This is a genomic window from Dyella acidiphila (assembly GCF_014863405.1).
Taxonomy (GTDB): domain Bacteria; phylum Pseudomonadota; class Gammaproteobacteria; order Xanthomonadales; family Rhodanobacteraceae; genus Dyella_B; species Dyella_B acidiphila.
On the sequence record NZ_JACZZA010000001.1, the window covers coordinates 17093 to 42020 of the forward strand.

The 24928-nt window shown below is 65.3% G+C and carries 32 protein-coding genes and 1 tRNA gene; 19 read left to right on the plus strand and 14 right to left on the minus strand.

From position 1 onward, the window contains the following. Positions 1-38 precede the first annotated feature (38 nt). Both wrbA and IGX34_RS00115 read left to right on the plus strand, forming a co-directional pair. Complete coding sequence (gene wrbA, locus IGX34_RS00110) at positions 39-638, plus strand: NAD(P)H:quinone oxidoreductase (protein WP_192553638.1); 600 nt, start codon at positions 39-41, stop codon at positions 636-638. After that, positions 635-991 carry a DUF2069 domain-containing protein gene (locus tag IGX34_RS00115; RefSeq protein WP_192553639.1) on the plus strand — a complete coding sequence of 119 codons (357 nt, stop codon included), beginning with the start codon at positions 635-637 and terminating at the stop codon, positions 989-991. Before wrbA ends, IGX34_RS00115 begins: the two co-directional genes overlap by 4 nt. On the opposite strand, the gene IGX34_RS00120 is transcribed toward IGX34_RS00115, so the two are convergent. Then, on the minus strand, positions 988-1773 hold the full coding sequence (locus tag IGX34_RS00120; protein ID WP_192553640.1) for an acyl-CoA thioesterase: 786 nt from the start codon (positions 1771-1773) through the stop codon (positions 988-990). The genes IGX34_RS00115 and IGX34_RS00120 overlap by 4 nt on opposite strands. Positions 1774-1887: 114 nt before the next feature. Here IGX34_RS00120 and IGX34_RS00125 point away from each other — a divergent pair, with 114 nt between their 5' ends. Continuing rightward, on the plus strand, positions 1888-3531 hold the full coding sequence (locus IGX34_RS00125; RefSeq protein WP_192554466.1) for an acyl-CoA dehydrogenase family protein: 1644 nt from the start codon (positions 1888-1890) through the stop codon (positions 3529-3531). A gap of 85 nt (positions 3532-3616) precedes the next feature. Beyond that, positions 3617-4105, plus strand: a complete 489-nt coding sequence (locus tag IGX34_RS00130) for an asparaginase domain-containing protein (RefSeq protein ID WP_192553641.1) — start codon at positions 3617-3619, stop codon at positions 4103-4105. A 37-nt stretch (positions 4106-4142) separates the two neighbouring features. On the opposite strand, the gene sufT is transcribed toward IGX34_RS00130, so the two are convergent. After that, complete coding sequence (sufT, locus tag IGX34_RS00135; RefSeq protein ID WP_192553642.1) at positions 4143-4700, minus strand: putative Fe-S cluster assembly protein SufT; 558 nt, start codon at positions 4698-4700, stop codon at positions 4143-4145. A 212-nt stretch (positions 4701-4912) separates the two neighbouring features. Here sufT and IGX34_RS00140 point away from each other — a divergent pair, with 212 nt between their 5' ends. Then, the gene (locus IGX34_RS00140; protein ID WP_192553643.1) at positions 4913-5356 is read left to right on the plus strand and encodes a hypothetical protein; all 444 of its coding nucleotides are present in this window, start codon (positions 4913-4915) and stop codon (positions 5354-5356) included. On the opposite strand, the gene IGX34_RS00145 is transcribed toward IGX34_RS00140, so the two are convergent. Together IGX34_RS00145 and IGX34_RS00150 are read right to left on the minus strand one after the other, a co-directional pair. Beyond that, entirely contained in the window at positions 5353-6828 is a 1476-nt protein-coding gene (locus IGX34_RS00145) for an NAD(P)(+) transhydrogenase (Re/Si-specific) subunit beta (protein WP_192553644.1), read from the minus strand. The two genes, IGX34_RS00140 and IGX34_RS00145, sit on opposite strands and share 4 nt — an antisense overlap. Next, positions 6828-7136 (minus strand): NAD(P) transhydrogenase subunit alpha part 2, encoded by a 309-nt coding sequence (locus IGX34_RS00150; protein ID WP_192553645.1) that lies wholly within the window; start codon positions 7134-7136, stop codon positions 6828-6830. The genes IGX34_RS00145 and IGX34_RS00150 overlap by 1 nt, the downstream gene beginning before the upstream one ends. Positions 7137-7340: 204 nt before the next feature. Here IGX34_RS00150 and IGX34_RS00155 point away from each other — a divergent pair, with 204 nt between their 5' ends. From IGX34_RS00155 to IGX34_RS00165, 3 genes are read left to right on the plus strand one after another with little or no spacing between them, the layout of a single operon-like run. Continuing rightward, positions 7341-7928: an RNA polymerase sigma factor gene (locus IGX34_RS00155; protein ID WP_225737120.1), complete on the plus strand. Its 588-nt coding sequence runs from the start codon at positions 7341-7343 to the stop codon at positions 7926-7928. Beyond that, complete coding sequence (locus IGX34_RS00160; RefSeq protein WP_192553646.1) at positions 7925-8317, plus strand: hypothetical protein; 393 nt, start codon at positions 7925-7927, stop codon at positions 8315-8317. Before IGX34_RS00155 ends, IGX34_RS00160 begins: the two co-directional genes overlap by 4 nt. A 3-nt stretch (positions 8318-8320) precedes the next feature. Next, positions 8321-8833, plus strand: a complete 513-nt coding sequence (locus IGX34_RS00165) for a DUF3106 domain-containing protein (protein WP_192553647.1) — start codon at positions 8321-8323, stop codon at positions 8831-8833. Positions 8834-8865: 32 nt separating this feature from the next. Here the strand turns inward: IGX34_RS00165 and IGX34_RS00170 are convergent, their stop codons facing one another. After that, positions 8866-9966, minus strand: a complete 1101-nt coding sequence (locus tag IGX34_RS00170; RefSeq protein WP_192553648.1) for an NAD(P) transhydrogenase subunit alpha — start codon at positions 9964-9966, stop codon at positions 8866-8868. 116 nt (positions 9967-10082) lie between these two features. Here IGX34_RS00170 and cdd point away from each other — a divergent pair, with 116 nt between their 5' ends. Then, a complete protein-coding gene (cdd, locus tag IGX34_RS00175; RefSeq protein ID WP_192553649.1) occupies positions 10083-10502 on the plus strand; it encodes a cytidine deaminase in 420 nt (139 codons plus the stop codon). On the opposite strand, the gene IGX34_RS00180 is transcribed toward cdd, so the two are convergent. Beyond that, a complete protein-coding gene (locus IGX34_RS00180) occupies positions 10479-11390 on the minus strand; it encodes an alpha/beta fold hydrolase (RefSeq protein WP_192553650.1) in 912 nt (303 codons plus the stop codon). The two genes, cdd and IGX34_RS00180, sit on opposite strands and share 24 nt — an antisense overlap. 130 nt (positions 11391-11520) lie before the next feature. Between IGX34_RS00180 and IGX34_RS00185 the strand changes: the two genes are divergently transcribed. The 3 genes from IGX34_RS00185 to IGX34_RS00195 are packed head-to-tail and all read left to right on the plus strand — an operon-like array spanning position 11521 to position 13594. Next, the gene (locus tag IGX34_RS00185; RefSeq protein ID WP_192553651.1) at positions 11521-12096 is read left to right on the plus strand and encodes a nitroreductase family protein; all 576 of its coding nucleotides are present in this window, start codon (positions 11521-11523) and stop codon (positions 12094-12096) included. Continuing rightward, on the plus strand, positions 12078-12998 hold the full coding sequence (locus IGX34_RS00190) for a 5'-3' exonuclease (protein ID WP_192553652.1): 921 nt from the start codon (positions 12078-12080) through the stop codon (positions 12996-12998). Before IGX34_RS00185 ends, IGX34_RS00190 begins: the two co-directional genes overlap by 19 nt. A gap of 32 nt (positions 12999-13030) precedes the next feature. Next, positions 13031-13594: an NUDIX hydrolase gene (locus tag IGX34_RS00195; RefSeq protein WP_192553653.1), complete on the plus strand. Its 564-nt coding sequence runs from the start codon at positions 13031-13033 to the stop codon at positions 13592-13594. A 5-nt stretch (positions 13595-13599) separates the two neighbouring features. Here the strand turns inward: IGX34_RS00195 and IGX34_RS00200 are convergent, their stop codons facing one another. The 7 genes from IGX34_RS00200 to rsmD all read right to left on the minus strand — a co-directional run bounded on the left by IGX34_RS00200 (position 13600) and on the right by rsmD (position 19390). Then, positions 13600-14649, minus strand: coding sequence for a TMEM43 family protein (locus IGX34_RS00200; protein WP_192553654.1), 1050 nt, complete (start codon positions 14647-14649; stop codon positions 13600-13602). Between the two features lie 33 nt (positions 14650-14682). Then, entirely contained in the window at positions 14683-15531 is an 849-nt protein-coding gene (locus IGX34_RS00205; protein ID WP_192553655.1) for an MBL fold metallo-hydrolase, read from the minus strand. A gap of 83 nt (positions 15532-15614) precedes the next feature. Further along, positions 15615-17333 carry a gamma-glutamyltransferase gene (ggt, locus tag IGX34_RS00210; protein WP_192553656.1) on the minus strand — a complete coding sequence of 573 codons (1719 nt, stop codon included), beginning with the start codon at positions 17331-17333 and terminating at the stop codon, positions 15615-15617. Beyond that, positions 17330-17584 (minus strand): YfhL family 4Fe-4S dicluster ferredoxin, encoded by a 255-nt coding sequence (locus IGX34_RS00215; RefSeq protein ID WP_192553657.1) that lies wholly within the window; start codon positions 17582-17584, stop codon positions 17330-17332. Before IGX34_RS00215 ends, ggt begins: the two co-directional genes overlap by 4 nt. A gap of 164 nt (positions 17585-17748) precedes the next feature. Further along, a complete protein-coding gene (locus IGX34_RS00220; protein WP_192553658.1) occupies positions 17749-18258 on the minus strand; it encodes a hypothetical protein in 510 nt (169 codons plus the stop codon). Next, positions 18251-18784, minus strand: a complete 534-nt coding sequence (gene coaD / locus IGX34_RS00225; RefSeq protein WP_192554468.1) for a pantetheine-phosphate adenylyltransferase — start codon at positions 18782-18784, stop codon at positions 18251-18253. Before coaD ends, IGX34_RS00220 begins: the two co-directional genes overlap by 8 nt. A 51-nt stretch (positions 18785-18835) precedes the next feature. After that, positions 18836-19390 carry a 16S rRNA (guanine(966)-N(2))-methyltransferase RsmD gene (rsmD, locus tag IGX34_RS00230; RefSeq protein ID WP_192553659.1) on the minus strand — a complete coding sequence of 185 codons (555 nt, stop codon included), beginning with the start codon at positions 19388-19390 and terminating at the stop codon, positions 18836-18838. A 73-nt stretch (positions 19391-19463) separates the two neighbouring features. On the opposite strand from rsmD, the gene ftsY reads away from it, so the two are divergent. From ftsY to IGX34_RS00250, 5 genes are all read left to right on the plus strand, one after another. Further along, the gene (gene ftsY / locus IGX34_RS00235) at positions 19464-20543 is read left to right on the plus strand and encodes a signal recognition particle-docking protein FtsY (protein ID WP_192553660.1); all 1080 of its coding nucleotides are present in this window, start codon (positions 19464-19466) and stop codon (positions 20541-20543) included. After that, on the plus strand, positions 20543-21631 hold the full coding sequence (locus IGX34_RS21945; protein ID WP_225737121.1) for an AsmA family protein: 1089 nt from the start codon (positions 20543-20545) through the stop codon (positions 21629-21631). Before ftsY ends, IGX34_RS21945 begins: the two co-directional genes overlap by 1 nt. Continuing rightward, positions 21628-22677 carry an A/G-specific adenine glycosylase gene (gene mutY / locus IGX34_RS00240; protein WP_338015387.1) on the plus strand — a complete coding sequence of 350 codons (1050 nt, stop codon included), beginning with the start codon at positions 21628-21630 and terminating at the stop codon, positions 22675-22677. The genes IGX34_RS21945 and mutY overlap by 4 nt, the downstream gene beginning before the upstream one ends. Before the next feature lie 23 nt (positions 22678-22700). After that, the gene (locus tag IGX34_RS00245; RefSeq protein WP_192553662.1) at positions 22701-22979 is read left to right on the plus strand and encodes an oxidative damage protection protein; all 279 of its coding nucleotides are present in this window, start codon (positions 22701-22703) and stop codon (positions 22977-22979) included. 39 nt (positions 22980-23018) lie between these two features. Continuing rightward, a tRNA-Phe gene (locus IGX34_RS00250) sits at positions 23019-23094 on the plus strand. 84 nt (positions 23095-23178) lie between these two features. On the opposite strand, the gene IGX34_RS00255 is transcribed toward IGX34_RS00250, so the two are convergent. After that, positions 23179-23904, minus strand: coding sequence for a cytochrome c biogenesis CcdA family protein (locus IGX34_RS00255; RefSeq protein ID WP_192553663.1), 726 nt, complete (start codon positions 23902-23904; stop codon positions 23179-23181). A gap of 194 nt (positions 23905-24098) precedes the next feature. Between IGX34_RS00255 and IGX34_RS00260 the strand changes: the two genes are divergently transcribed. After that, positions 24099-24491, plus strand: coding sequence for a thioredoxin family protein (locus IGX34_RS00260; protein ID WP_225737122.1), 393 nt, complete (start codon positions 24099-24101; stop codon positions 24489-24491). A gap of 70 nt (positions 24492-24561) precedes the next feature. Then, the gene (locus tag IGX34_RS00265; protein ID WP_192553664.1) at positions 24562-24909 is read left to right on the plus strand and encodes an MliC family protein; all 348 of its coding nucleotides are present in this window, start codon (positions 24562-24564) and stop codon (positions 24907-24909) included. The last annotated feature ends 19 nt before the right edge of the window (positions 24910-24928 follow it).

The following is a 24928-nucleotide window of genomic DNA, read 5'->3' on the forward strand; positions in this document are numbered from 1 at the left end:
GTACACTACCCCATTCGATCTGAATCGCCCAAACGCCCATGAGTGACATCCTGATCCTCTACTACAGCCGCAACGGACACACGGCCCAGCTGGCGCGCCTGATCGCCCGCGGCGTGGAAGAGATCCCGGGCATGCGGGCACGCCTGCGGCAGGTGCCGCCGGTGGCACCGGTCACGGAAATTGCCCATCCGCCCGAACCGGAAGATGGCGCACCGTATGTGAGCCGGCAGGATCTGCACGAATGCGCCGGCCTTGCGCTGGGCAGCCCGACCCGCTTCGGCAATATGGCCGCCCCGCTCAAGCATTTCATCGATAGCACCGGCGCCGAATGGGCCAGCGGCGCCCTGGTCGGCAAACCGGCGGCGGTGTTCACCGCCACCAGCAGCATGCATGGCGGCCAGGAATCGACCTTGCTCAGCATGGCGCTGCCGCTGCTTCATCACGGCATGCTGCTATTGGGTATTCCCTATACCGAGCCGGCCCTGAGCAGCACGCTCAGCGGCGGCACGCCGTATGGCGCCAGCCACGTCGCCGGCAGCAAAGGCGACAACGCGATCACCGAGCACGAGCGCGAACTGGCGCGCGCGTTGGGCCGACGCCTGGCCGACACGGCCCGCAAGCTGGCGGCAGGCGCATGAGCGCTTCGCTGTCGGCAAGCTTGCGCGTCGGCATCGCCGCATGGGCCGGACTGATCATCCTGCAATGCGTGTGGTACGCATGGTTGTTTCCGCCGCAGCAGTTGCCCATGGCGCTGGTCTTGGCGATCGCAGTGATTCCGTTGCTGCTGCCGCTGTTGGCGATACGCACGCCACGCCGCGCACTGTTGCTGGCAGGCATGCTCAGCCTGTTCTATTTCTGCCACGGCATCGCCGAAAGCTGGAGCTCGGTGCCGGAGCGCTGGCCGGCCCTGCTGGAAGTGCTGCTGGCGGTGCTGCTGATCGGCACGCTCGGCGCCGGCGTGAAACGCAAGCCGAAACCTGCTGCGCGCTAGCCGAATATCACCATGCTCTGGCGGCTCAGCGCGAGCGGCTCGCCATGCGGTCCCCACAGCATGACCTGCTGACTGGTATAGCCATACTGGGCTGCCTGCAGCAACGCATCCACACGCCAGCCGGTCAACGGCAGGCCGCGGCTGTCGGCAAACAATTCCAGCATCCAGGTCAGCGAACTGCCGGGCGCCGGCTGGTGCAGCATGGAGAGCGCCACGGGCGGAATGAAATCGGCGAAGGCGATCACTTGCGCTTCGTCCGCCACGCCATCGTCCTTCAACGCCACTTCCACCACCTGCGCGGTCTGCTTGCTGCCGGTGAACGGAATATCGCCTTGCAGCCAGCGCGCCTCGAAATGCTGGGTGAACTGCGGCAACAGGCCCGGCACATAGCGCAGCACATGCTGTGTGGCCAGCGCTTCTACCGCCGGCTGCTCGGGCAATACGCGCAAGGCGGATTCCCGCGGCGCGCCGAAGATGCCGATGACCATGCAGGCCGTCGCATCGCCATCCAGCAGGCGCGCTTCCAGCTGGATCACGTTCTTGCCCTGGCGCAGGATGCTCGCCGCAATGCGCACGGTGCCGGCCGGAACCGGGGCGATAAAGCTCACCTGCAAGCTGCGCAACGGCACATAGCCGGGCAGCAGTTCGCGCATCACCTGCACCGCCAGGGCCGCCTGCAGGCCGCCGAAGGCGCTGCGCCCTTGCAGCCAGTCTTCGCTGATCGCGGCAATCCATGTATCGCCATCGCGGCGCACGCTTTTCAGCACTTCTGAAAATCGCATGTTTTTGCCTCCCTAGGTCGCGGCCATGCTACCGGAAGCTCGCGTGCAGGCGCAGTCATGGCCGCTGCGGCAATCATGCCTATACTGGCCACGACCTTCGGCGAGGTGCTCGGCATGGGATTCCTGCAAGACGCTCCGCAACTGTCGCATCCGTATCGTGGCGACCGCTTGTTGCTGGGATGGCTGGACCGCGTCTTCCCCTCCAAGCGCCGTGCGGCACTCGATGCGGATCTCGATGCGCTGGGCGATTACGCCCAGATGGCGTTCGAACGCAGCAGCCGCAGCACACGCCGCAAACCGGTGCTGACCCAGTGGGATGCATGGGGGCGCCGCGTCGACCGGATCGAATTGACCACCGCCTGGCAAGAAGGCCCGGCCCTCACCACCCGCCACGCCATTCTTGCCGCAGGCCACGAAAGCCACGAACACGCGCGGCTGGAAGAATTTGCGCGCGTCTACGTCTATCACGTGGCGAGCGAGTTCTATACCTGCCCGCTGGCGATGACCGACGGCGCCACCACCGCCTTGAAGGCCTCCGGCAACCAGGCCCTGATCGAGCGCGCGCTGCCGCACTTTCTCAGTCGCGATGCGCACGCTTTCTGGCTCTCCGGCCAGTGGATGACCGAAAACACCGGCGGCTCGGACGTCGGCCAGACCGAAACCGTCGCCAGGCAGGATGCCGACGGCCAGTGGCGGCTATATGGCCGCAAGTGGTTCAGCTCGGCGGTCGTCGGCGAAGCGGCCCTGGCACTGGCGCGGCCGGAAGGCGCCGACCAGGGCGCCGGCGCGCTGGCCCTGTTCTTCGTCGAAACCATGGACGGCGCGGATCGCAAGCCGCAGCTGGTGATCGACCGCCTGAAGGACAAACTCGGCACGCACGAACTGCCCACGGCGGAAATCCATCTCGAAGGCATCCCCGCCTGGCCGCTGGGCGAACTCGGACATGGCGTGCGCCAGGTGGCGCCGATGCTCAACATCACGCGGACCTGGAATGCCATTTGCGCGGTGGCGAGCATGGCGCGCGCGATCAGCCTGGCGCGCGACTACGCCCTGCGCAGGCGCGCTTTCGGCCGCCTGCTGATCGAGCAGCCCCTGCATGCGCAGACGCTGGCCGACATGCAAGCCGAATTCGAGGGTGCCTTCGCACTGGCGTTTGAAGTGGCGCATCTGCTGGGAAGAGTGGAGCACAACGCCGCCACGCTGCAGGAAACCGCATCGCTGCGCCTGCTGACCCCGCTGGCCAAACTGTGGACCGGCAAGATGGCCGTCAATCTGTGCTCGGAAGCGCTGGAATGCTTCGGTGGCGCCGGCTACATCGAAGACACCGGCCTGCCGCAGCTGCTGCGCGACGCGCAGGTGTATGCGATCTGGGAAGGCACCACCAATGTGCTTTCGCTCGACAGCCTGCGCGCGCTGGCCGGCAACAACAGCTTCACCGCGTTGCGCAAGGTCATCGCCGGCTGGCTGGGCGAGGCGCACAACAACCAAGCATCCTTCGCCGTGCAGGCGGCGCTGGACGCCACCGCGACGCATATGGACGCGAAAAAGGTCGAGCGCAGCGTGCTGGAAGCCGGCGCGCGCGGCATCGCCACCACCCTGGCCCGCTGCGCGGCAGCGGCGCTGCTGGCGCGCCAGGCCGCCTGGGCCTCCTCGCGCGGCGACGAACGCCCGGCGGCGGCGCTGCGCCGCTTCATCGACCACGGCCTGCTGCGCCTGTCCGACATCAGCGGCGAAGACACGCGTCTCTTGCTTGAATAAGGCTGAAAGGGGGCGTACGGCGGTCATGATCGGCAAGCCGGTCTGCGGTTAAACTGCGCGCCTCCACCTCCACGGCACCCCGACCATGCAGCACCTGACCATCGTCACCACCGGCGGCACCATCGACAAGATCTATTTCGACGACAAGTCGGACTACAAGATCGGTGCACCGCAGATCGGCGAGATCCTCAGCCAGTTGGGCGTGGCGTTCCAGTTCGACGTGATCCCGATCCTGCGCAAGGACAGCCTGCACATCAACGCCGAAGACCGCGTGCTGATCCGCTCGGCGATCGAAGCGCAGCCGCATCGTCACGTGCTGGTTACGCACGGCACCGACACCATGGTGGAAACGGCGCACGAGCTGGCCAATATCAAGGACAAGGTGATCGTGCTGACCGGCGCACTCAATCCGGCGCGTTTCCAGGGCTCGGACGCGGTGTTCAATATCGGCTGCGCGGTGGCCGCGGTGCAGACCCTGCCCGACGGCGTCTATATCGCGATGAACGGGCGCGTGTGGGATCCGGCCAAGGTGCGCAAGAACCGCGATGCGAACCGCTTTGAAGAAGTGAAGTAAAGCAACGCACGAACGGCGGCCTGGGCCGCCGTTTCGCTTACAGCATGCCGGTTTCGAGCTTCGCCGCGTCCGACATCATCGAGTGATTCCACGGCGGATCGAACACCAGGTCCACATCCGCCTCGACCACGGTGGGAATCAGTTCCAGCTTGGTGCGTGCATCGTCGATCAGCACATCGCCCATGCCGCAGCCGGGCGCGGTCAGCGTCATCTTCACGTAGATTTTGCGCTGCTCGGTGCCGACCGCTTCCAGGCTGAGGTCGTAGACCAGGCCCAGCTCGACTACGTTGATCGGAATTTCCGGATCGAACACGGTGCGCAGTTGCTGCCAGGCCAGTTGCTCGACATCGGCATCGCTGGCATCGGCGCCCAGTTCCAGCGGCGGCGGCGGTTCCTTGCCCAGCGCATCGGCATCGTTGCCGGCAATGCGGAACAGGTTGCCTTCCACGTACACCGTGAAACTGCCACCCAGCGCCTGGGTGATATAGCCCACCTGCCCCGCCGGCAACGTGACATTTTCGCCCTGCGGCACCATGACCGCCGTGCAGTCGCGCGCCAGGGTGAAGGGTTCGCTGCTAAGACTGAAACCGCTCATGCCATCTCAACTGATCGTTATGGAAAGCCGTCCGGGGGCTTGCCGGCCCTCTATTATGCCGGCCGCCTGCGCGGCTTGTCCCTCACATCAGGTTGCCGGCCGGCAAACTCAAGGGACAGGCCCGGCGGCGGCGCGGGCTACACCAATCGTGCAAACAGGCCCTAAGATGCGCGCTTTGCCCGCAGGACCCGCATGACCGTGAGCCGCCTACCATGACCGCACGCCAGATCATCGGCGAATGTTTCGCGCTGCTGTGTGCGGTGATGCTGGGACTGGCGGCCGGCGCCGTCTGGCTGCTGCCAACGGTCTACCTGCAGCGCCCGCTGCGCTGGCTGGCCGTGCTGGCCGGATGGCTGCTCGGCGCGGCTGTGCGCCAATGGGTGCATGGCCGCGGCTGGCATGCGGGGGTGCTGGCCGCCGTCGCCACCGTGGTGGCGAGCGCTTATATCCACGTGCTGATCGCCACCGTGAACATCTCGGCCATGATGGGCTACGGCTTGCTCGACACCATGCACACCGCCGGCCTGTCCATGCTGCTGGACATGGCGCGGATCGGTGTGCGCCTGCCGGACCTCGCCTGGACGATCGCCGGCATCGCCGCCGCGCTGATCAATGCGCGGCGGGCGCCGCGCCGCAAGACGCGGGCGGCGGACTAGGCGTCCAGCGTCTTCAGCGCGGAAACCAGTTGGCCGGCCGCGGCCTGACCGTCGCCGTACAGCATGCGCGCGTTATCGGCATAGAACAGTGCGTTTTCGATGCCCGCAAAACCGGTGCCCTTGCCGCGCTTCACCACGATCACCTGCCTGGCATCGGCCACGTCGAGGATCGGCATGCCATAGATCGGCGAGGCCGGGTCGGTCTTGGCCATCGGGTTGACCACGTCGTTGGCGCCGATCACCAGGGCGACATCGGTGGCGGGAAATTCGGGATTGATATCTTCCATGTCCACGATCAGGTCGTAGGGCACGCCCGCTTCGGCCAGCAACACATTCATATGCCCGGGCATGCGGCCGGCGACCGGATGGATGGCGAACTTCACCTTCACGCCGCGCGCGATCAGCAATTGCGCGAACTCCCACACCTTGTGCTGCGCCTGGGCCACGGCCATGCCATAGCCTGGCACGATCACCACGCGTTCGGCATAGGCCATCATCACCGCCGCATCCGCCGCCTCGATCGGCTTCTGGCTGCCGTCGATGGCCTGCGCAGTGGCGCCGGCCACCGCGCCGAAATTGCCGAACAGCACATTGCCCAGCGAACGGTTCATGGCCTTGGCCATCAGCTGGGTCAGCAACGTGCCGGCCGAACCGACCACCATGCCGGCGATGATCATCGCCTCGTTGTGCAGTACATAACCTTCGAACGCCACCGCCAGACCGGTGAAGGCGTTGTAGAGCGAGATCACCACCGGCATGTCGGCGCCGCCGATCGGCAGCGTCATCAGCACGCCGAACAGCAAGGCCAGGCCGAAGAATGCGCCGATCAGGCCCAGGCTCAGATGCCCGCTGACCAGTACCGCCCCGATCGCCACCGCCGCCGCCAGCGCCAGCAGATTCACCACCCGCTGGCCAGGGAACACAAAACGGCGATCCAGCCAGCCCTGCAGTTTGGCGAAGGCGATCAGCGAGCCGGAAAAACTCACCGAACCGATCAACGCCCCCAGCACGCCCAGCGTCAGCGCCACCGGACTGAGCGGCGCGACCACCGTCGCGGCATGCAGCGCCGACCAGCTCTCAGGCAACAGCGGATAGGTGTTGGGTGCGCTCACCCCGTTCAGTGCCACCAGATCGCCCACGTGGCCGATCAGCTCGCTGGCGCCGATCGCCGCCGCCGCGCCGCCGCCCATGCCGTTGTACAGCGCCACCATCTGCGGCATGGCGGTCATTGCCACGCGGCGCCCGGACCACCAGGCCGCCGCCACGCCGATCAGCACGGCGGCAATGATCAGGCCGCGGTTTTCCATCTCCGGCAGCAGTAACGTAGCGACCACCGCCAGCAGCATGCCGAAGCCCGCCCACACGATGCCGCCGCGCGCCGTGCGCGGCGAGCTCATGCGTTTCAGGCCAAGGATGAACAGCAGGGCGGCGAGGAAGTAACAGGCATCGATAACCGTCTGCAGCCAGGCCATCACTTGGCCTCCCCGTTGCCCTTGCCGGGCTTGCTGGACTTGAACATTTCCAGCATCCGTTCAGTGACCACATAGCCGCCGGCCGCGTTGCCGGCGCCCAGCAGCACGCCGATAAAGCCGATCCCCATCTCGAACGGGGTTCGGGCGTGCCCTAGCGCGATCATGGCCCCAACTAGGACAATACCGTGGATAAAGTTCGAGCCGGACATCAACGGAGTGTGTAGGATCACCGGCACCCGCGAGATGATCTCGTAGCCCGTGAACGCGGCCAGCATAAAGATGTAAAGCGCCAGGAACCCGTCGAGCATGCGTTTCCCCCGCCAATCAGTCGTGTACGCCTCATCATACGGTGAGAGCGCGGCGCTGATCCATGCCGCGAGCGCCGATAGGGCCGTTCGCGGGACTTGTCATCAACGCCCCTGGTCAACCCTGGCAGGGTTCGCGCGTTGATGTCGAGAGTCGAACAGATGGAGCCCCGGGATGCTCGCCCTGACGATTCAGAGAACAACGCTATGAACAGCGTTTCAGCGCTGTTTGAGGCGGAAATTCTTGCGCAGGACACCCGGGCGGTTCCGACCACCCTGGATGCTTTCCTGGCCAGCATGGAGCGGCGTGCATTCCGCATGGCCGAGATGCACCTGGGCAACCGGGAAGACGCCCTGGACGCGGTCCAGGACGCCATGCTCCGGCTGGTCAAGCACTACCGCAACAAGCCCGCCGAGGAATGGACACCGCTGTTCTGGGGCATCCTGCGCCGCCGCATCGTGGATCTGCAGCGCCGCCGCAAGGTGCGCTCGATCGTGGTCGGCTGGCTCGGCGGCGGACACGATGACGATGGCGATGAATTGCCGGCATGGGAGCCGGCCGACACCGGTCCGGACCCGTTGGAAAAACTGCATGGCGAAAAATCCTATGCAGACATGGCTGCAGCCGTGCAGCAGCTTCCGCAGCGTCAGCGCGAAGCCTTCATCCTGCGGGTGCTGGAAGGATTGGACGTAGCTGAAACCGCCCATGCCATGGGCTGTTCGGAAGGTAGCGTGAAAACACATCTCTCGCGGGCCATGCAACACCTGCGCGAGGAATTGGAGGCGTGGCGATGAATTCGTCCGATAAACAATTCGAACAGCGCGCCCGCGCGCTCTACCAGGAGGCGGCCCAGCGCATCGATCCGGTTACCGCCGGCCGCCTGCGCGCAGCGCGACGCACGGCACTGGAAGCGGCCAAGGCGCAGCCCTCGGCGCACCATCGTGCGCGCGTGCTGCTGCCGGTGGGCGCACTGGCCGCAGTCGCCCTGGCGGCGATGATGATCTGGCAGCCGGCGCCGCACCAGCCGCAGGGCAATGCACCCGCCGCCGCGATGGCCACCACCACAGAACAGGACCCCGAGCAATTGCCGCCGGGTGCCGACAAGGCCGATCCTGGTCTTTACCAGAATCTCGACTTCTACAGCTGGCTCGCTGCCAACGACAGCAACCAGTCCAAACGCTGATCCATGCTGCCACGACGACTCTGCCTGCCATCGCTGTTTGCCCTGATGCTCGGCCTGCTGGCCGCGACACCAGCGCACGCGCAAGGCATCACGCATCCATGGAACACGCTTAGCCCGGCGCAGCAGAACATGCTGCAGCCGCTGCAATCGAAATGGGACACCCTGCCGCCCAAGCGGCAGGAGCACATGCTTGAACGTACGCAGGACTGGATCAAGCTGCCGCCCGACCAGCAACAGCAGATCCGCGACCGCATCGCACGCTGGCAGCAGATGACGCCGGAACAGCAGGAACAGGCGCGCCAGAACCAGCACCTCTACGACACGCTGCCGGCCTCCAAGCAGCAGCAGTTGCACGAAGCGTTCAAGCGCTTCCAGCAGCTTCCGCCGGAGCAACGCGAAGCTCTGCGCCGCAAGTGGCAGGAGCAGAGTCCGGATCAGCGGAGGCAGTGGCTGGAGCACATGGGGCCGGGCTCGACCCTGCCCGGCAAGCACGCGTTCGGCATGCCCGGCCGCTAAGCGCTTGTGCGTGCCAGGCCGGCGCGGCTGACTCAGCTCTTGAACAAGATCTCGCCGTTGCGGACGAGGCAGCTTTTCGCCACCAGCTCGTCATTGAAATCCGGCGCCAGTGCGCCGTCGCGGATCAATAGCTCGGCAAAGTTGTAAATATTGCGCGCATACATTTCCGACGCGTGCAGCGGTGCACCGGCCGCGAGATTGAGCGGACCGAGGATCAGCACATCGCCGTGCTCAACCCGCTCGCCCGGCCGGGTCAACTCGCAATTGCCGCCGCTTTCGGCCGCCAGATCGACAATCAGCGCACCGGGCTTCATGCCCTCCACCATCGCCTTGGTGAGGATCTTCGGCGCCGGACGGCCCGGCACGGCGGCGGTGCTGACCACCACATCGAACACTTTCAGATGGTCGGCAAGCGCCTGCTGCTGCGCTGCGCGTTCTTCGGCCGTCAGCTCGCGCGCATAGCCGCCGCTGCCGGCCGCGCTGACACCGAGCTCCAGAAACTTCGCACCCAGCGACTCGACCTGCTCGCGGGTCTCCGGGCGTACGTCGTAGCCTTCGATTTGCGCACCGAGCCGGCGCGCGGTGGCAATCGCCTGCAAACCGGCAACGCCGGCACCGATCACCAGCACGCGCGATGGGCGAATGGTGCCCGCCGCAGTGGTCAGCATCGGAAAGAATTTCGGTGCGTTCTCCGCTGCAATCAACATGGCGCGATAGCCGGCGACCGCCGCCTGCGAACTGAGCACATCCATCGCCTGTGCACGCGTCGTGCGCGGCAGCAATTCGAGCGAGAACGCGGTCAACTGGCGCGCAGCAAGCGCATCGATACGTGCTGCCGCGCCATGCGGGCGCAATTGCCCCAGCACGATGCAGCCTGCACGCAAGCGGGCCAGCACATCTTCATCCGGCGGCAAGACGCAGGCCAGCAAATCGGCCTGGCCGATAACCTGCTCCGCTCCCGCAAACTCCACCTCCGCATAGCTCGCATCGGGAAACCCGGCGGGCGCGCCTGCACCGTGTTCAAGCAAGATCCGCAGGCCTTTGCCGCGAAGCTTCTTGGCCACTTCCGGCGTGATCGCCACGCGCCGTTCGCCGGCGGCGGTTTCACGCAATGCGGACACGGTGATCGACATCGGCCATCCCCTGCGGAGTAGTCCGGTCATCCTAGCCGATGGCCGGGCCCAGGCGAACCTTCCTTGCGCGCGCATGCTTCGGGTTAGACTGGCCGGCCCGCCGGCCGGAGACCGTGATGTCCGAGCAGCCTGTCAGCAGCACTTTGTTGGACCTCGCCCGCCATGCGCGCGAAACCGCTTATGCACCCTATTCCCGCTTTCAGGTCGGTGCCGCGCTGCAGACGCACGATGGGCGGCAATTCTCCGGCTGCAATGTGGAAAACGCCGCGTATGGCCTGTGCAATTGCGCCGAACGCACGGCCCTGTTCAGTGCCATCGCTGCCGGCTGCAAGCCGGGCGATTTCAGCGCGATCGCGGTAATCGCCGACACCCCCGGCCCGGTCACGCCCTGCGGCGCCTGCCGCCAGGTGCTGGCCGAGCTATGCGGTCCGGGCATGCCCGTGCTGCTGGCCAATCTGGCCGGGGCGACCCGCCAGACCACGGTGGAAGCCCTGCTGCCCGACGGCTTTCAACTACGGGCCGGGCACGGCGTCTGAAGCGGCGAGCAATTGGCCCAGTGCCTGGTCGAAGGAAGGCGGATCGTCCACGAACACCGCATGCCCCACGTTCGGCACCACCACCAGATGAGCGCCGCGGATAGCTTTCGCCATATCCTTCTGCGCATCCAGCAACGGTGAATTGCCCGACGCGATCACCCACGCCGGCCGATCGATGTGCTGCAGTGCAGGCCGGCGATCGGCACCGAAAATATCCGCTTCCAGCATCGCCGCGCCTACCGCCGGCGGCGTGTGCTGGGCCAGCGCGATGACTGCATCGAGCTGCGCCTGCGGCAGTGGGCGCCGAAAGATCGAGCGCACCATGCCGGCACTGTAATCGGCCGGTTCGCGCGCATACGTCGACAAACCGGACAGGATCGCCTTGCTGAAAGCCTTGCGCAGATCGAGTTCGTTGATGCCGGCAGACACCGGCGAATCCACGAATGCCACTCCGGCCAATGCATGCGTGCCGAATTGCTGGATGTAGGCGGCCACATCCTGTGCACCTTGCGACCAGCCCACCAGTACGAAGCGATCGATGTGCAGCGACATCATCAAGGCATGCAGATCCTGCGCACGGCGTTCGGGTGTATTGCCGCTGAGCATGATCGACGATGCACCCTGCGAGCGCGAATCGATGGCGATCACTTCGCGGTCTTTGCAGAAGCGTTGCAATTGTTCGCTCCAGAGCGACGCGGTTAGCGTCCAGCCGGGAATCAGCACCAGCGCAGGCGCACTGCCCGTGCCGGCGTGAAGATAGTGAATACGGGCGCCATCATCGGTGGTGAAGTAACCGTCATGCTGCGTATCGGCGGCCCACGCAAGCTGTGCCGTGAATACCGCAAATACAGCCAGGAACGTGGCCGCCATGCCTGCCAGACTCTTCATGCGCTTGCACTCGCCGGAAAGACGAGGCCGATCGTACGGCGGCGTCGGTGGCCCGTCTGCGTGACCTCCAGGCATCGTGGCCGGCCGGCGACGGTTGTAGGATAGGCGTTCACCTCTACAGCTCCCCTCCATGTCCAGTCCGCTTTCGCTCATTCAGCAACGTCATTCCGCCCCTTCGCGCCAGTTGGGCGAGCCGGCGCCCGACGCCGCCACCTTGCATACCCTGCTGGAGGCTGCCATTCGCGTGCCCGATCACGGCAAGCTGGTGCCGTTCCGCCTGATCAAACTGCGCGGCCAGGACAAGCTCGCGTTCGGCGAGTTGCTGAGCGCTCGCGCCATTCGCCGCGACCCGCAGCTGCCCGAATCCAAGCGCGAGAAAGAACGCCTGCGCTACACCTTCGCGCCCCTGGTGATGGTGGTTGTCGCGCGCGTGGATGCCGACGCGGGCATTCCGGAGATCGAACAAAAACTCTGCGCCGGCAACGTGGCCTACAACATTCTGCTCGGCGCCTACGCGTTGGGCCTGGGCGCGCAATGGCTGACCGGCTGGGCCGCCTACGATGCGGAAGTGGCGCAGCTGCTGGGCCTGGCCGAGAACGAATCGGTCATCGGCTTCGTGCATCTGGGCACGCCGCAGTCGGACATTCCCGATCGCGATCGCCCCGCGCTGAACGATCTGCTCAGCGCATGGAAGGCGCCGGCGTGACGCGCAACAGCCATCCCACGGCGCATCTGGTCGATGGCAGCCTGTATGTGTTCCGCGCCTGGCATTCGATGCCGGACGAGTTTCACGATGTGGATGGCCATCCGGTCAATGCGGTGCATGGCTATACGCGCTTTCTGTGCGAACTGCTGGAACGCGAAGGTCCTTCGCATCTGGCGGTCGCCTTCGATGCATCGCTTACCACGTCGTTCCGCAACGCGATCTATCCGGCGTACAAGGCCAATCGCGAGCTGCCGCCGCCGGATCTGGAGCGGCAGTTCGTGCAGTGCCGCGCCGTCACCGAAGCGCTGGGCATCCGCGTATTGATCGATCACAGCTTCGAAGCGGATGACTTGATCGGCAGCAGCCTGTGGACCTTGCGTGCGCTCGGCTTCCGCAGCGTGATCGTGTCGGCCGACAAGGACTTCGGCCAGTTGCTGGGCGAACACGACGAGCAATGGGATTTCGCGCGCAACCTGCGCTGGGGACCGAGCGGTGTGTTCGAACGTCTGGGCGTACATCCGGAACAGGTCGCGGATTTTCTCGCCCTGTGCGGCGACGCCGTGGACAACATTCCGGGTGTACCGGGCATCGGCGCCAAGACCGCCGCTGCACTGCTCGCGCATTTCGGCAGCCTCGACGCCCTGCTCGAGCGCGTCGAGGAAGTGCCGTTCCTGCGCCTGCGCGGCGCAGCCAGTTGCGCGGCGAAACTGCGCGAACACGGCGACGCGGCCAGGCTTTATCGCCGGCTCACGCGCATTGCGCTGGATGCGCCGGTGGAAAGCCATGCCGAGGCGCTGGTGCGCCGTCCGCTACCCGATGCGCTGGACGCGATCAGCGAACAATTGCGCTTCGGACCGCTGACGCGCAGCCGCTTGCGCACGCTCAACAGCGGCGCGCGCTGACCCTCTGCCTTCCCTCTCTTTCAGGCCGCCCCATGAATTCCGACCGCATACCGCAGGACGCCACGCTCGAACCCGAGACGCTACACCAGGGCAAATGGCTCAGCCTGCGCCGCCGCGGACGCTGGGAATATGCCGAGCGCAACAACCCCGGCGGCGCGGTGATCATTCTGGCAGTCACGCCGGCGGACAATATTCTGTTCGTGGAGCAGTACCGCGTCGCCGCTCAGAAATTCACCATTGAAATGCCGGCCGGCCTGGTCGGCGATCTGGCCGGCAGCGAAAGCGAAAGCGTGCTGCTGGCGGCGCAACGCGAGCTGGAAGAAGAAACCGGTTATCGCTGCAGCCGCGTGACGTTCGTGCACGAAGGCCCGACCTCGGCCGGTATGAGCAGCGAAATCATCGCCTTCGTGCGCGCGCACGAGTTGGTCAAAGTCAGTGCTGGCGGCGGCGATGAAAGCGAAGACATCGTGGTGCACGAAGTACCGCGCAAAGATGCCGGCGCATGGTTGCTGGCGCGCAGCGCCGAAGGCTATTCGATCGATCCCAAGCTGTTCGCCGGCCTGTGGTTCATCGAACACGCCGGGCTGTTCGGCTGAGTGCGCTAGTCGGCTTTCAACCCACGCAGGCGCCACGCCGTCAGCAGCATGCCGACCAGCGCCAGCGCAGACCACCAGCCGGCGCGGCCAAGGTCGTGGCCCAGCCATAATAGCACCGCGTCCACCGCGCCAACCACCAGCACGGCGATCGCCGGCGCGAGAATCACATCGACGCGCTGGTAATGCCAGCGCAGCAGCAGGCCGGTGCCCACCGCCGCGAGCAGGATAGAACCGATGCAGCGCACCCACCAGTAATCCGGCGGCACCGGCAGATCGGGAAAAATATCCGCCAGCGGCACATCGCCCGGCTGCATGGCAAAGCCCACGCCGTCCGCCGCATCGGCCGCCGGCACCAGGCGATTGCCGTTGACCTTCGCCACCACTGTCACATCCTGCACCGGCACCGCTTCCCAGCTCACTTTCAGGTCGCCCAGTTGCGGATTGGCCGGCACCGCACTGGTCACCAGGCTGTTGTTGTACAGGCTGAAACTGGCGGCGAGATTGCCCGGCAGGCTGCGCAGGTCCGGCGCCACCGGCTGGCTGCCGCTCAAGCCGCGGATCAGCGCCGGGTCGAGCACGAAATCGTTGAGGCGCACTGCGCCCGCATCGAACTGCGCGCCCTGCAGCGGGAACTGGCCTGGATTGGCGTGTCCGTCGGGATGCTCGAAATGGCTGGAATCGACCGGATGATCTTCCCAGTCCAGCTCGTAGGACGCCGGGCCGCCATAACGCACCTCATGCCACTGGAACATCTGCACATGGCGGATCAGCACCGGCTGGCTGGTCTGCTGATTGAACTGCCGGTCCAGCGGCGCCTCCACCACCTGCAGGGCCCCGACCACGCGCACCATGTAACCCTGCTCGTCGGCATCCGGACGGCCATTGCTGCCCAGGTTGAGCACGTCGCCGCCATGCCGCTCCATCTGCACGCGGTAATCGATATGCCCTTTCTCAGTCACGGCAGCCACGCCGACCCCGACCAGCAGGATCAGCGCACCCAGCGCAGGCAACAGCAATTCACGGATTGAGAGTGGTGGCTTGCGCTCGCCGCTCATCGAACCTCCGGCTGGGACAGATGGAACGGATACTCAGATCGCGCCGCGTAATTCGGGCTGCTCGTCGGTCGTACCATAGCGCCCGCGCTCGTCGCGTGTCACGCGGGCGATGGCGCAGGCATGGTCATGGGTGAAGAACAGCCGCACGCTGCGTGCGAGCTTGTCGTCCAGGAACGTGCGCTTTTCTTCGATCAGGGCTTCCGGAAAGCGGTCGTAGCCCATGGTGATGGGCAGGTGCACCCAGGGCCGGCCGGGGATCAGGTCGGCGCAAAAAACTACGCTGGCGAACTCCGCCAGCATCAGGCCCGGCGTATGGCCGTCAGAGAAGTGAAAGCGTACGGATTGCCCCAGCGTCTGCGAATACTCGCCGGCCACCAGTTCCAGCCGGCCGCTCTGCGCCAGCAGATCCTGCAGTTCGGGAATAAAGGAAGCGCGATCGCGCGGATGCGGTTTCAACGCGCGCTGCCAGTGCGCGGCGCCGACCAGGAACTTCGCGTGCGGAAACAGCAGCTGCGGGGTCTTGCCTTCCTGCCACGGCGCCAGCAGGCCGCCGGCATGATCGAAATGCAGATGCGAGAGCACCACCACATCGATGTCTTCATGCGACACGCCGGCCTCGGCCAGCGAATCGAGCAGCACATGGTGGCTTTCCACCACGCCGTAGCGCTCGCGCAGCGAAGGCTCGAAGAACGCTCCGATACCGGTTTCGAACAGCACGTTGCGGCCGTCCAGATCCTTCACCAACAGGCAGCGGCAGGCGAGCGGAATGCGGTTGAGTTCGTCCGGCGCGATCCAGCGCGACCACATCGCTTTGGGCGCATTACCGAACATCGCGCCGCCATCGAGTTTCTGGGTATTGCCGTTGATCGACCACAACTGCATGAGTACGTCCCGCCTGAAGTATCAGCGCAAGTATCGCACCCGGCCCCTCTCCCGATGTGAGAGAGGGGTTAGCGAATCATCGATTACTGCACCTTGCCCAGGCCGTCCTGGCGGCGCGGATCGCTGGCGGCATCGAGCTTGTTGCTGCGGCGATCCCAGATCACCACATTCATGAAGCCCCACGGCTCGCGATCTTTCAGCGTGTAGCCCATCTTGCCGAGCGCAGCGCTGGTGGCGGCATCGAAGGCGCCGGGCTCGACGTAGACCAGGTCCGGCATGAACTGGTGATGGAAGCGCTTGTGCGCGGCAACCTGGTGCGCATCGCCGCCATCGATAAAGGCCAGGATGCCTTCCAGCACCTGCGTGATGATGGTCGAGCCGCCCGGCGAACCGATCACCGCGGTGCGGTCGGGGCCGATCACGATACTCGGCGACATCGACGACAACATGCGCTTGCCCGGCTCCGGCGCATTCGCCTTGCTGCCGAGCAGGCCATAGACATTGGGCTTGTTCGGCACCAGCGCGAAATCATCCATCTCGTCGTTGAGCAGCACGCCAGTGCCCTGCGCGACGAAACTGGAACCGAGCACGTAATTCACCGTGGAGGTGATCGCGACCATGTTGCCGTCGGCATCGATGATCGAGAAATGCGTGGTATGCATGCCCGGATCCTGGCCGCTGGTAGGCGCCAGCATCGACGACGGCGTGGCCTTGTCCGGCAAGATGGTCTGGCGCAGGCCGTCGGCGTAATACGGCGAAAGCAGCATATCCAGCGGCATCTTCACGAAATCCGGATCGCCCAGGTAATCGTTATGATCGCGGAACGCGCGGCGCATCGCTTCGATCACCAGATGCGTGCGATGCACCTGGTCGAGCTGGCTGAAATCGAAACCGGAAAGAATATTGAGGATCTCGGCAATCGCCACGCCACCGGACGAGGGCGGCGGCGCCGTGATGATCTTGTAGCCGCGGTAGTCGACCGTGATCGGCGTGCGCTCTTTCACGCGATATGAAGACAGATCTTTCAGTGTCCAGCGGCCGCCGGCAGCGTGGACGGCATCGACCAGCTTCTGCGCGGTAGCGCCGCTGTAGAAGCCCGAGTCACCGTATTGCGCCAGCAGTTCAAGCGTGTGCGCCTGGTCCGGATTGCGCCACGTTTCACCTTCGGCGGGCAGCTTGCCGTTCGGCAGATAGATCGCGGCCGAGGCCGGCCAGCGCTGCAGGTTTTGCTGTTCTTCCTTGATCGAGCCAAGCAGGCGCGAATCCGGCTTGAAGCCGTCGCGTGCGGTGCGGATCGCCGGTGCCAGCGATGCACTGAGCGGCAGCTTGCCGTAGTGCTTGGACAGCCACACCAACCCGGCCGGCTCGCCCGGAATACCGGCAGAGAGCGGCCCTTTCAGTGCGGTATCGCGATTGGGTGTGCCATCGGGATTGAGGTAATCCTTGGGATCCACCGCGGCCGGCGCGGTTTCGCGCGCGTCGATAAACACATTGCGGCCGGTGGCTGCCACGTGCATGGTGGCCATGAAGCCGCCGCCGACGCCCGAGCTTTCCGGCTCGACCACCGACAAAGTGGACGCCACCGCAATCGCCGCATCGAAGGCATTGCCGCCTTTGGCCAGCACCTCGAAGCCCGCTTCCGTGGCCAGCGCATTGGCGCTGGCGATGCCGGCATGGCCGGGGCGCTGTGCAAGCTCGCCCGCCGGGGCGGCAGGCCTGGAACTGTCAGCGGCAACTGCGCCGCCGGTGGTGCCCAACAGAAAACCGATCAACAGCACGTGCCAGCGCAGCGCAAGCTTCATCCCTTGGTCTCCATCAGATGTTGGTACTTGTCTTCGAGCTGCTCGCGCGTTTCGGCGTGCACAGGGTCGACGATGATGCATTCCACCGGGCACACGACCACGCACTGCGGCTCGTCGTGGTGACCGATGCATTCAGTGCAGAGAGCGGGATCGATGACGTAGAACTCCTCGCCGAGCGAAATCGCCTTGTTCGGGCAGACGGGTTCGCAGACGTCGCAGTTGACGCAGGTATCGAGGATCTTCAGGGACATGCTGCTTAAGTCTACAGGGCCGGCGCGGGGTTGTGCGAAGCAGCAAGGCTGGAACGGCCTGGGAATGCGCCCCGCCGCGGCGGGAGCAGGCAGGGGGCTGGTGCGCACACTGGGCAGCAGCCCGCCGCAGCCCTCCCCTCCTTAGAGGAGAGGGCGCAGAGCCATTACATCTGCACGTAGCGGATGGTGGCGTCGGTCGGCTTGAGCACGTCGCTCACGCGCTGCTCGTCGGCCTTGTCGCCGATGATGACCAGGATCACGCCCTTCATCGAACCGGGCTTGGCATCCTTGAACGCATCCGTGACCAGGTCGGCCGTCTTGCCCGAATCGGGGCCACCGATGGCCACCAGGTTACCCGGCAGAACGCCGCGGGCCACGATGTCCTGCACGTTGCTCAGCTGGCGATCGCGGGAATCCTTGGCATCGTCGCTGTCGCCGGCCGGCACCAGGTAGGCGTACGGCTGCGGCGCGGACATGCCCTGCATGTTGGCCTGCACGATCTGGCCCAGGTAGGCGTTCCAGCCCTTGCTGTCGTTCGGATCGGTGGGCTTGGGAACCTGCGCCGGCGCCTGGGTGGTCTGCTGCTGGCTGTCGCCGCTGTTGTTGTTGCATGCCGTCAGCGCCAGGCAGCCAGTCAACGCGAGGGCGGTGGCGATGAGAGTGAGTTTACGCATAGTTATCCCCTTCGGTTTCGGGTTGCTTTTTGTGCCAGCGCTGCCGCATGGCTTGTTGGACCGCCGGATGCACGAAACCGGAGATGTCGCCGCCAAGGCGACCGATCTCCCGCACCAGCGAGGACGAAATGAAGCTATATTGCTCGGCCGGCGTCAAGAATAGCGTCTCGGCCTTGGGAATGAGATGACGGTTCATGCTCGCCAGCTGGAACTCGTATTCGAAATCCGACACGGCGCGCAAACCGCGGATGATCACGCCGGCCCCGATCTGGCTGACAAAAGAAGCCAGCAGGCAGTCGAAGCCGCGCACTTCCACGTTCGGCAGGTCGGCCAGCGCCAGGCGCGCCAGGGAGATCCGCTCCTGCATGGTGAATCCGGGACCCTTGCCCTTGTTGGGGCTTTCCGCCACCGCCACCACGATGCGCTCGAACAACGGCGCGGCGCGTGCAACCAGATCCGCATGGCCGTTGGTGATCGGGTCGAAGGTGCCCGGGTAAACGGCGAGGCGAGTGTTGACCGGCGGAATGTTCACGAAAACAGCTTCGCGGGGGTGGGTGCACTAGCTTAACGGATCGTTTCAGGAGCGGCGATAGAGCGCATATCGGACTTCCCCCGCCTGCCCTTCGCGATGCATCGCCCAGTTCGCCGGCACCGCCGGCGCATGGCCGCGCGGGGATTCCACGTAGATCTGCGCCGCATTGGCCAGCCAGCCGCCCTCTTCCAGTTGCCGGGCCAGCGGCTCCCACAGTTGCAGCGCAAAGGGCGGATCGAGGAAAGCCAGCCCGAACGGCTGCGCTGTCCGCTGCAAAAAGCGCACGGCGTCCACGCCGGCCACCTCGGCCTGCACCTTCAGGCGGACCAGGTTGGCGCGCAGCGCGTCGGCGCAGGCCGCATCCGGCTCCACGAACTGCACCGCGCCGGCCCCGCGCGACAGGGCCTCGATGCCCAGCGCGCCGGTACCCGCGCACAGATCCAGCACGCGCGCCCCGGCCAGGGTCGGCGCCAGCCAGTTGAACAAGGTCTCGCGCACGCGCTCGGGCGTGGGACGCAGGCCGGGAAGATCGGGCACGTTCAGGCGCGAATTGCGCAAGTGGCCGCCGATAATGCGAATACGCCCAGGCGCCGCCTTCATGCCCAGGCGCCCTCAGCGGACAGTACGAGTCGGGGTGATAGCATTTACCTATTGTCTTTGAATCCCATGCCCCATGCTCAAGTTTTGGAAGAAGAAGCCGGCCGAGAACGGCACCGGGGAAACTAACGAGGATGTTGCGCAGGAGCAGGCCGCCGAAGTCGGCACGCCGCCGGACGCAGCGCCCGCAGCCGACCTCGCCGCCCCGGCGCCCGCCGACCTTGCCGCCGAACCGGCCGCCAAGCGCGGCTGGCGCGAGCGCCTTTCCGGCAGCGTGTTCGCCCGCGGCCTGTCCTCGCTGTTCTCCCGCCATCCCAAGCTGGACGACAGCCTGCTGGACGAGCTGGAAACCATCCTGATCACCGCCGACGTCGGCATCGAAGCCAGTACCGCGCTGGTCGAGAACCTGCGCAAGCGCATGCACAAGCGCGAATTCGCCGACGCGGACGCGCTGCTGCAGGCCCTGCGACAGGAACTGGTCGCCCTGCTGGAACCGGTGCAGCAGCCGCTGGAGATCGGCGGCCACAGTCCGTTCGTAGTGCTTACGGTGGGCATCAACGGCGCCGGCAAGACCACCACCATCGGCAAGCTGGCCCGGCGCTGGCGCGACCAGGGCCGCGAGGTGCTGCTGGCTGCCGGCGATACCTTCCGCGCTGCCGCCGTGGAGCAGCTCAAGACCTGGGGCGAACGCAACCAGGTGCCGGTGATTTCCCAAGGCCAGAACGCCGATGCCGCCAGCGTGATCTTCGACGCGCTGCAGGCCGCGCGCTCGCGCCAGGCCGATGTGCTGATCGCCGACACGGCCGGCCGCCTGCATACGCAGGGCGGCCTGATGGACGAACTGGGCAAGATCGCCCGCGTGCTCAAGAAACTCGATGCCGACGCGCCGCACGAAGTATTGATGGTGATCGACGGCACCACCGGCCAGAACGCAGTTAACCAGGTACGCCAGTTCCGCCAGATCGTCGGCGTTACCGGCCTGGTGGTGACCAAGCTCGACGGTACCGCCAAGGGCGGCGTGGTGTTTGCGCTGGCGCGCGAATTCGGCCTGCCGATCCGTTTCGTCGGCCTGGGCGAAACCGCCACGGACCTGCGCGTGTTCGATGCACAGGCCTATGTCGACGGCCTGCTGCCTGCCGAGTTCGCCCGCACCTGATGGCTCTCGCACGCCCACTGCGATTGCTGCTGATCGTTTTTGCCAGCGTGCTGGGCGGCATCGTTCTTACCGTGCTCGCGGCGCTGTATCTGCTGCTGCAGCCCGACCGCTTCACCGCAATGCTGCAGCAGCAGGCCAACGATGCGGGCCTGCAGCTGATGCTGTCGAGCCCCGCCAGTCCCACGCTATTTCCGCGCCCGGCACTGCAGCTGGAAGGCATCACCCTGGTCGCGCGCGACAACGGCTCGGGCAACGTATCGAACATGCCGATTCTGCTGGCCGCAAACGGTAGGCTGGTATTGCCGTGGCGCACGCTGTTCGGCGGCCCGATGGTGATTTCGCGCATGCAGATCAATTCGCCGCGCGTGGATCTCGATGCCCTACAGGCATGGCTGATCTCGCTGCCGCCGCAGTCGGCGGCGGTGCCGGAACAGATTCCGCGCATCGCCACCGGCGTGCGCATCCGCAACGGCAGCCTGATGCAAAACAACAGCCAGTGGCTGGACGACGTATCGCTCGATACCGGACGCCTGACGGCAGGACAACGCTTCGGCGTCAACCTGTCCGGCAAGGAAACCGACGGCACCCCGCTGCAGCTGCAATTGACGATGGTGCCGAGCATCGCCGACGGCGTGCTGGTACTGGATAGCATCACTGTGCACGCCGCGGACAGCAGCGCGACCGAACTGCATATGTCCGGCCACGCACGCTGGATGGGCGGCAGCAATCTCGCGCTGCAATTGCAGGGCAAGTTCAACCTGGCACAACAAGGCAGCTATGACGCGGCCGCGCTGCTTTCGGCGCCGGGGCAGAACACACCTTTGCTGCTGCACCTCAAGCTGCAAGGCAAGGACAACCACATCGATCTGCAATTGCCGCCGCTGGCGCTGGCGCAATGGTGGAATCAACTGGCCAATCCGCAAGGCCCGCAACTTTCCGCACCACCCGGCAATGGACAATTGCAGATGGCCACGCTCGATCTCAAAGGCGTCCACATCGAAGGCCTGAGCGTGCAGACCGGCAATGCCGTACCGGCCCCCGCGAGCACCGCCGCGCCGGTGGCAAAACCTGCGGCGCCGCAGCCGTGACCGTATTTGCCGATGCCTTGCTGGCCTGGTTTGATCGCCACGGCCGCCACGACCTGCCCTGGCAGCATCCGCGCGATGCGTATCGCGTATGGCTGTCGGAAATCATGCTGCAGCAGACCCAGGTAGCTACGGTCATCCCGTATTTCCAGCGCTTCGTAGCCGCGCTGCCGAGCTTGCACGCGCTGGCAGCTGCCGACGAAGACAGCGTGCTGGCCTTGTGGTCGGGCCTGGGCTATTACCGCCGCGCGCGCTTTCTGCATCGCGCCGCACAGTTGTGCGTGGAACAACACCAGGGCGAACTGCCGCGCGATTTCGACGCGCTCGCGGCACTGCCCGGCATCGGCCGCTCCACCGCGGGCGCGATCCTGGCGCAGGCATATGGCCTGCGCTATCCGATCCTCGACGGCAACGTAAAACGCGTGCTGACGCGCTTCCACGGCATTGTCGGCCATCCGTCCGAGCGCGAAGTGGAAAAGCAGCTCTGGCTGCGCGCCGACGAACACACGCCAGCCGCGCGCACCGCCGACTACACCCAGGCGATCATGGATCTGGGCGCCACGGTATGCGTGCGCACGCGCCCGCTATGCGACGCCTGCCCGATGCAAGCGCATTGCATTGCACACCGCGACCATCTCACGGCACAGCTGCCGACAGCCAAACCAGGCAAGCGCATTCCCACCCGCAGCACCTTGATGCTGATCCTGCGCGACGGCGAAGGCCGTGTGCTATTGCAGCGACGCGGGCCGCAAGGCGTGTGGTCAGGCCTGTGGAGCCTGCCCGAATCGGCCGACAGCGACGGCGCGTGGCGCGAAGCACAACGCCACGCGCAGATCGAAGACGCCCGCTCGCTGACTCCGTTTGTGCACGTCTTCAGCCATTACCGGCTGCAGATCCAGCCACTGCTGTTCGACCATGCAGCACCGGCACGCGCAATCGCCGATAATGCCGATCTGCGCTGGTACGCCATCGCCGATTTGCCATCGCTCGGCCTGCCCGCTCCCGTCCGCAGCTTGCTGACGGCGTTGCCGGAACCTGCCGTGCCGTAACCCATGCAACACGAGATATCACGATGAGCCGCACGATTCATTGCGCCAAACTGGACATCGACGCCGAAGGCCTGGACTTCGCCCCCTGGCCCGGCCCGCTCGGCCAGCGCATCTACGCCGAAATCTCCAAGCCGGCCTGGCAGCAATGGCTGACCCACCAGACCATGCTGATCAACGAATACCGCCTCAATCCGCTGGATCCCAAGTCCCGCCAGTTTCTGGGCGCGGAAATGGAGAAATTCCTGTTCGACGGCGATGCGCAAAAGCCCCAGGGCTATGTGCCGCCAGAGGCGGAGTCTTGACGCGGAAAGCCGCATCAGATTTAATGTGCGGCTCCACTCGGCCGGGTAGCTCAGTTGGTAGAGCAGGGGATTGAAAATCCCCGTGTCGGCGGTTCGATTCCGTCCCCGGCCACCATATAAACAAAAACGCCAAGGTGAACAGCCTTGGCGTTTTTGTTTGCGTTGCACGGAATCATCCGCGCCGTTGTTTCCCGCGCGCTCAAAACGAGGTCGAGAGCGTGGTCATCCAGTCGGGCAGCACGCCGATCAGCGCGGTTTCCAGCTGACGATCGATGCCGCTGAGGATCAGCACGCCGACCAGCAGGATCAATGCACCGAGCAATTGCCGGCCGCGCGCACCTGCGCTCATCAATTTGCCGCGCCAGCGTGTGATCAAGCCCTGTGTCGCGAAGGCCATGACCAGCAAGACGGTGGCGATGCCGAGTGCAAACGCCAGCATCACAAACGCCACCTGCCCCAAATTTTTGCCCTGCGCCGCAAGCACGATCGCGGCGCCTAGCGTGGGCCCCACGCACGGACTCCAGACCAATCCAAGCAACACGCCGATACCCGCCTGCCCGATCAGCCCGAAACGCTCCAGGCGTGCCTGATGGGCACCGGCCCAGTTCGCCAGCGGCGCGGCGAGTTGTTCGACCAGGTGTTGCAGTTTTGGAATCAGCAGCACCAGGCCAACCAGCAGCAACAACACCGCGCTCCAGCTGCGGATCGACTGGCTGTTCAAGCCGATCGATGCACCGATGGTGGCGGTGGCAAATCCCACCAGCGTAAATGACGCCACCAGACCTGCTGCCAATGCCAAGGGACCCCAGCGATGACGCTGCGCGGCGCTGCCAAGCACGATCGGCACCAGCGGAATCACGCATGGCGAGAGAATGGTGAGTACGCCGGCCAGATAGGCGACCAACGGATTCAGATGGCCATTCATCGGCGGCCGCCTGCAGCAAGCTGGTCACGCATACCTGTTTTTTTGTACATTGCCTGCATCCTCAGTGAGCACCGCATGCATCGGCACGGCGGTTTCTGCACAGGCATTCGCCGTCGCGCACGCACAGGTTACGCCGCGTAACCCTCGCCCGAGCCACGGCGAATAGTCGATCGTCACCTTTGGAGGATTTGCCCATGTCCGCGCTACGTACGCTGCTCGCCGCCGCCCTGTTCAGCCTGGTATCCACCGCCCCGCTGATGGCGCAACCGATCCAGCCTTTCAGCATGGCTGCACTGAAAGCCGCGCAGACGGCCGGAAAGCCGATCCTGGTAGATGCCTACGCCAGCTGGTGCCCGACCTGCCGCAAGCAAGCGCCGACCATCGACGCCATGGCGAAGGATCCGGCGTTCGACAAACTGTTGATCCTGCGGCTCGACTACGACAATCAGACGGCCGAAAAGCAGGCGCTGGGCATCGTGCAGCAAAGTACGCTGATCGTGTTTCGCGGCAATAAGGAAACCGGGCGCGAGATAGGCCTGGTCGAACCGGATCAAATTCGTACGCTGGCGAAGTCGGCGCTGCCGTAATCTGCGCCGGCTAAACAGCATCGCAACGCATGCCTGCGTATGCTGCGCACGCAGCCAAGGAGAGCTCGTCATGCGCATGCCTCATTTCATACTTGCAGCGACGGCCGGCGCGATGCTGGCCGCCTGCGCCACGCCATCCAACGAGCATGCGCCCGCCGGTGCGGCGTCGAACTGGATCAGCTACACCTGCAGCGACGGACAGGAAGTAAAGGCCGCATACCCGGATAGCGACACTGCCCTGCTCGAGATCAAGGGCAGCAGGCATAGCCTGCATAGCGTCATCTCTGCCAGCGGCGCACGTTATACCGGGGACGGCTGGCAGTGGTGGACCAAGGGTATGCACGACGGCATGCTGGCGCCGCTGGCCGCGGGCGAAAGCATTGCCAGCGCCGCCGGCGTGAACTGCCACGCCGACTGAATTCACGGCGATCTAACAT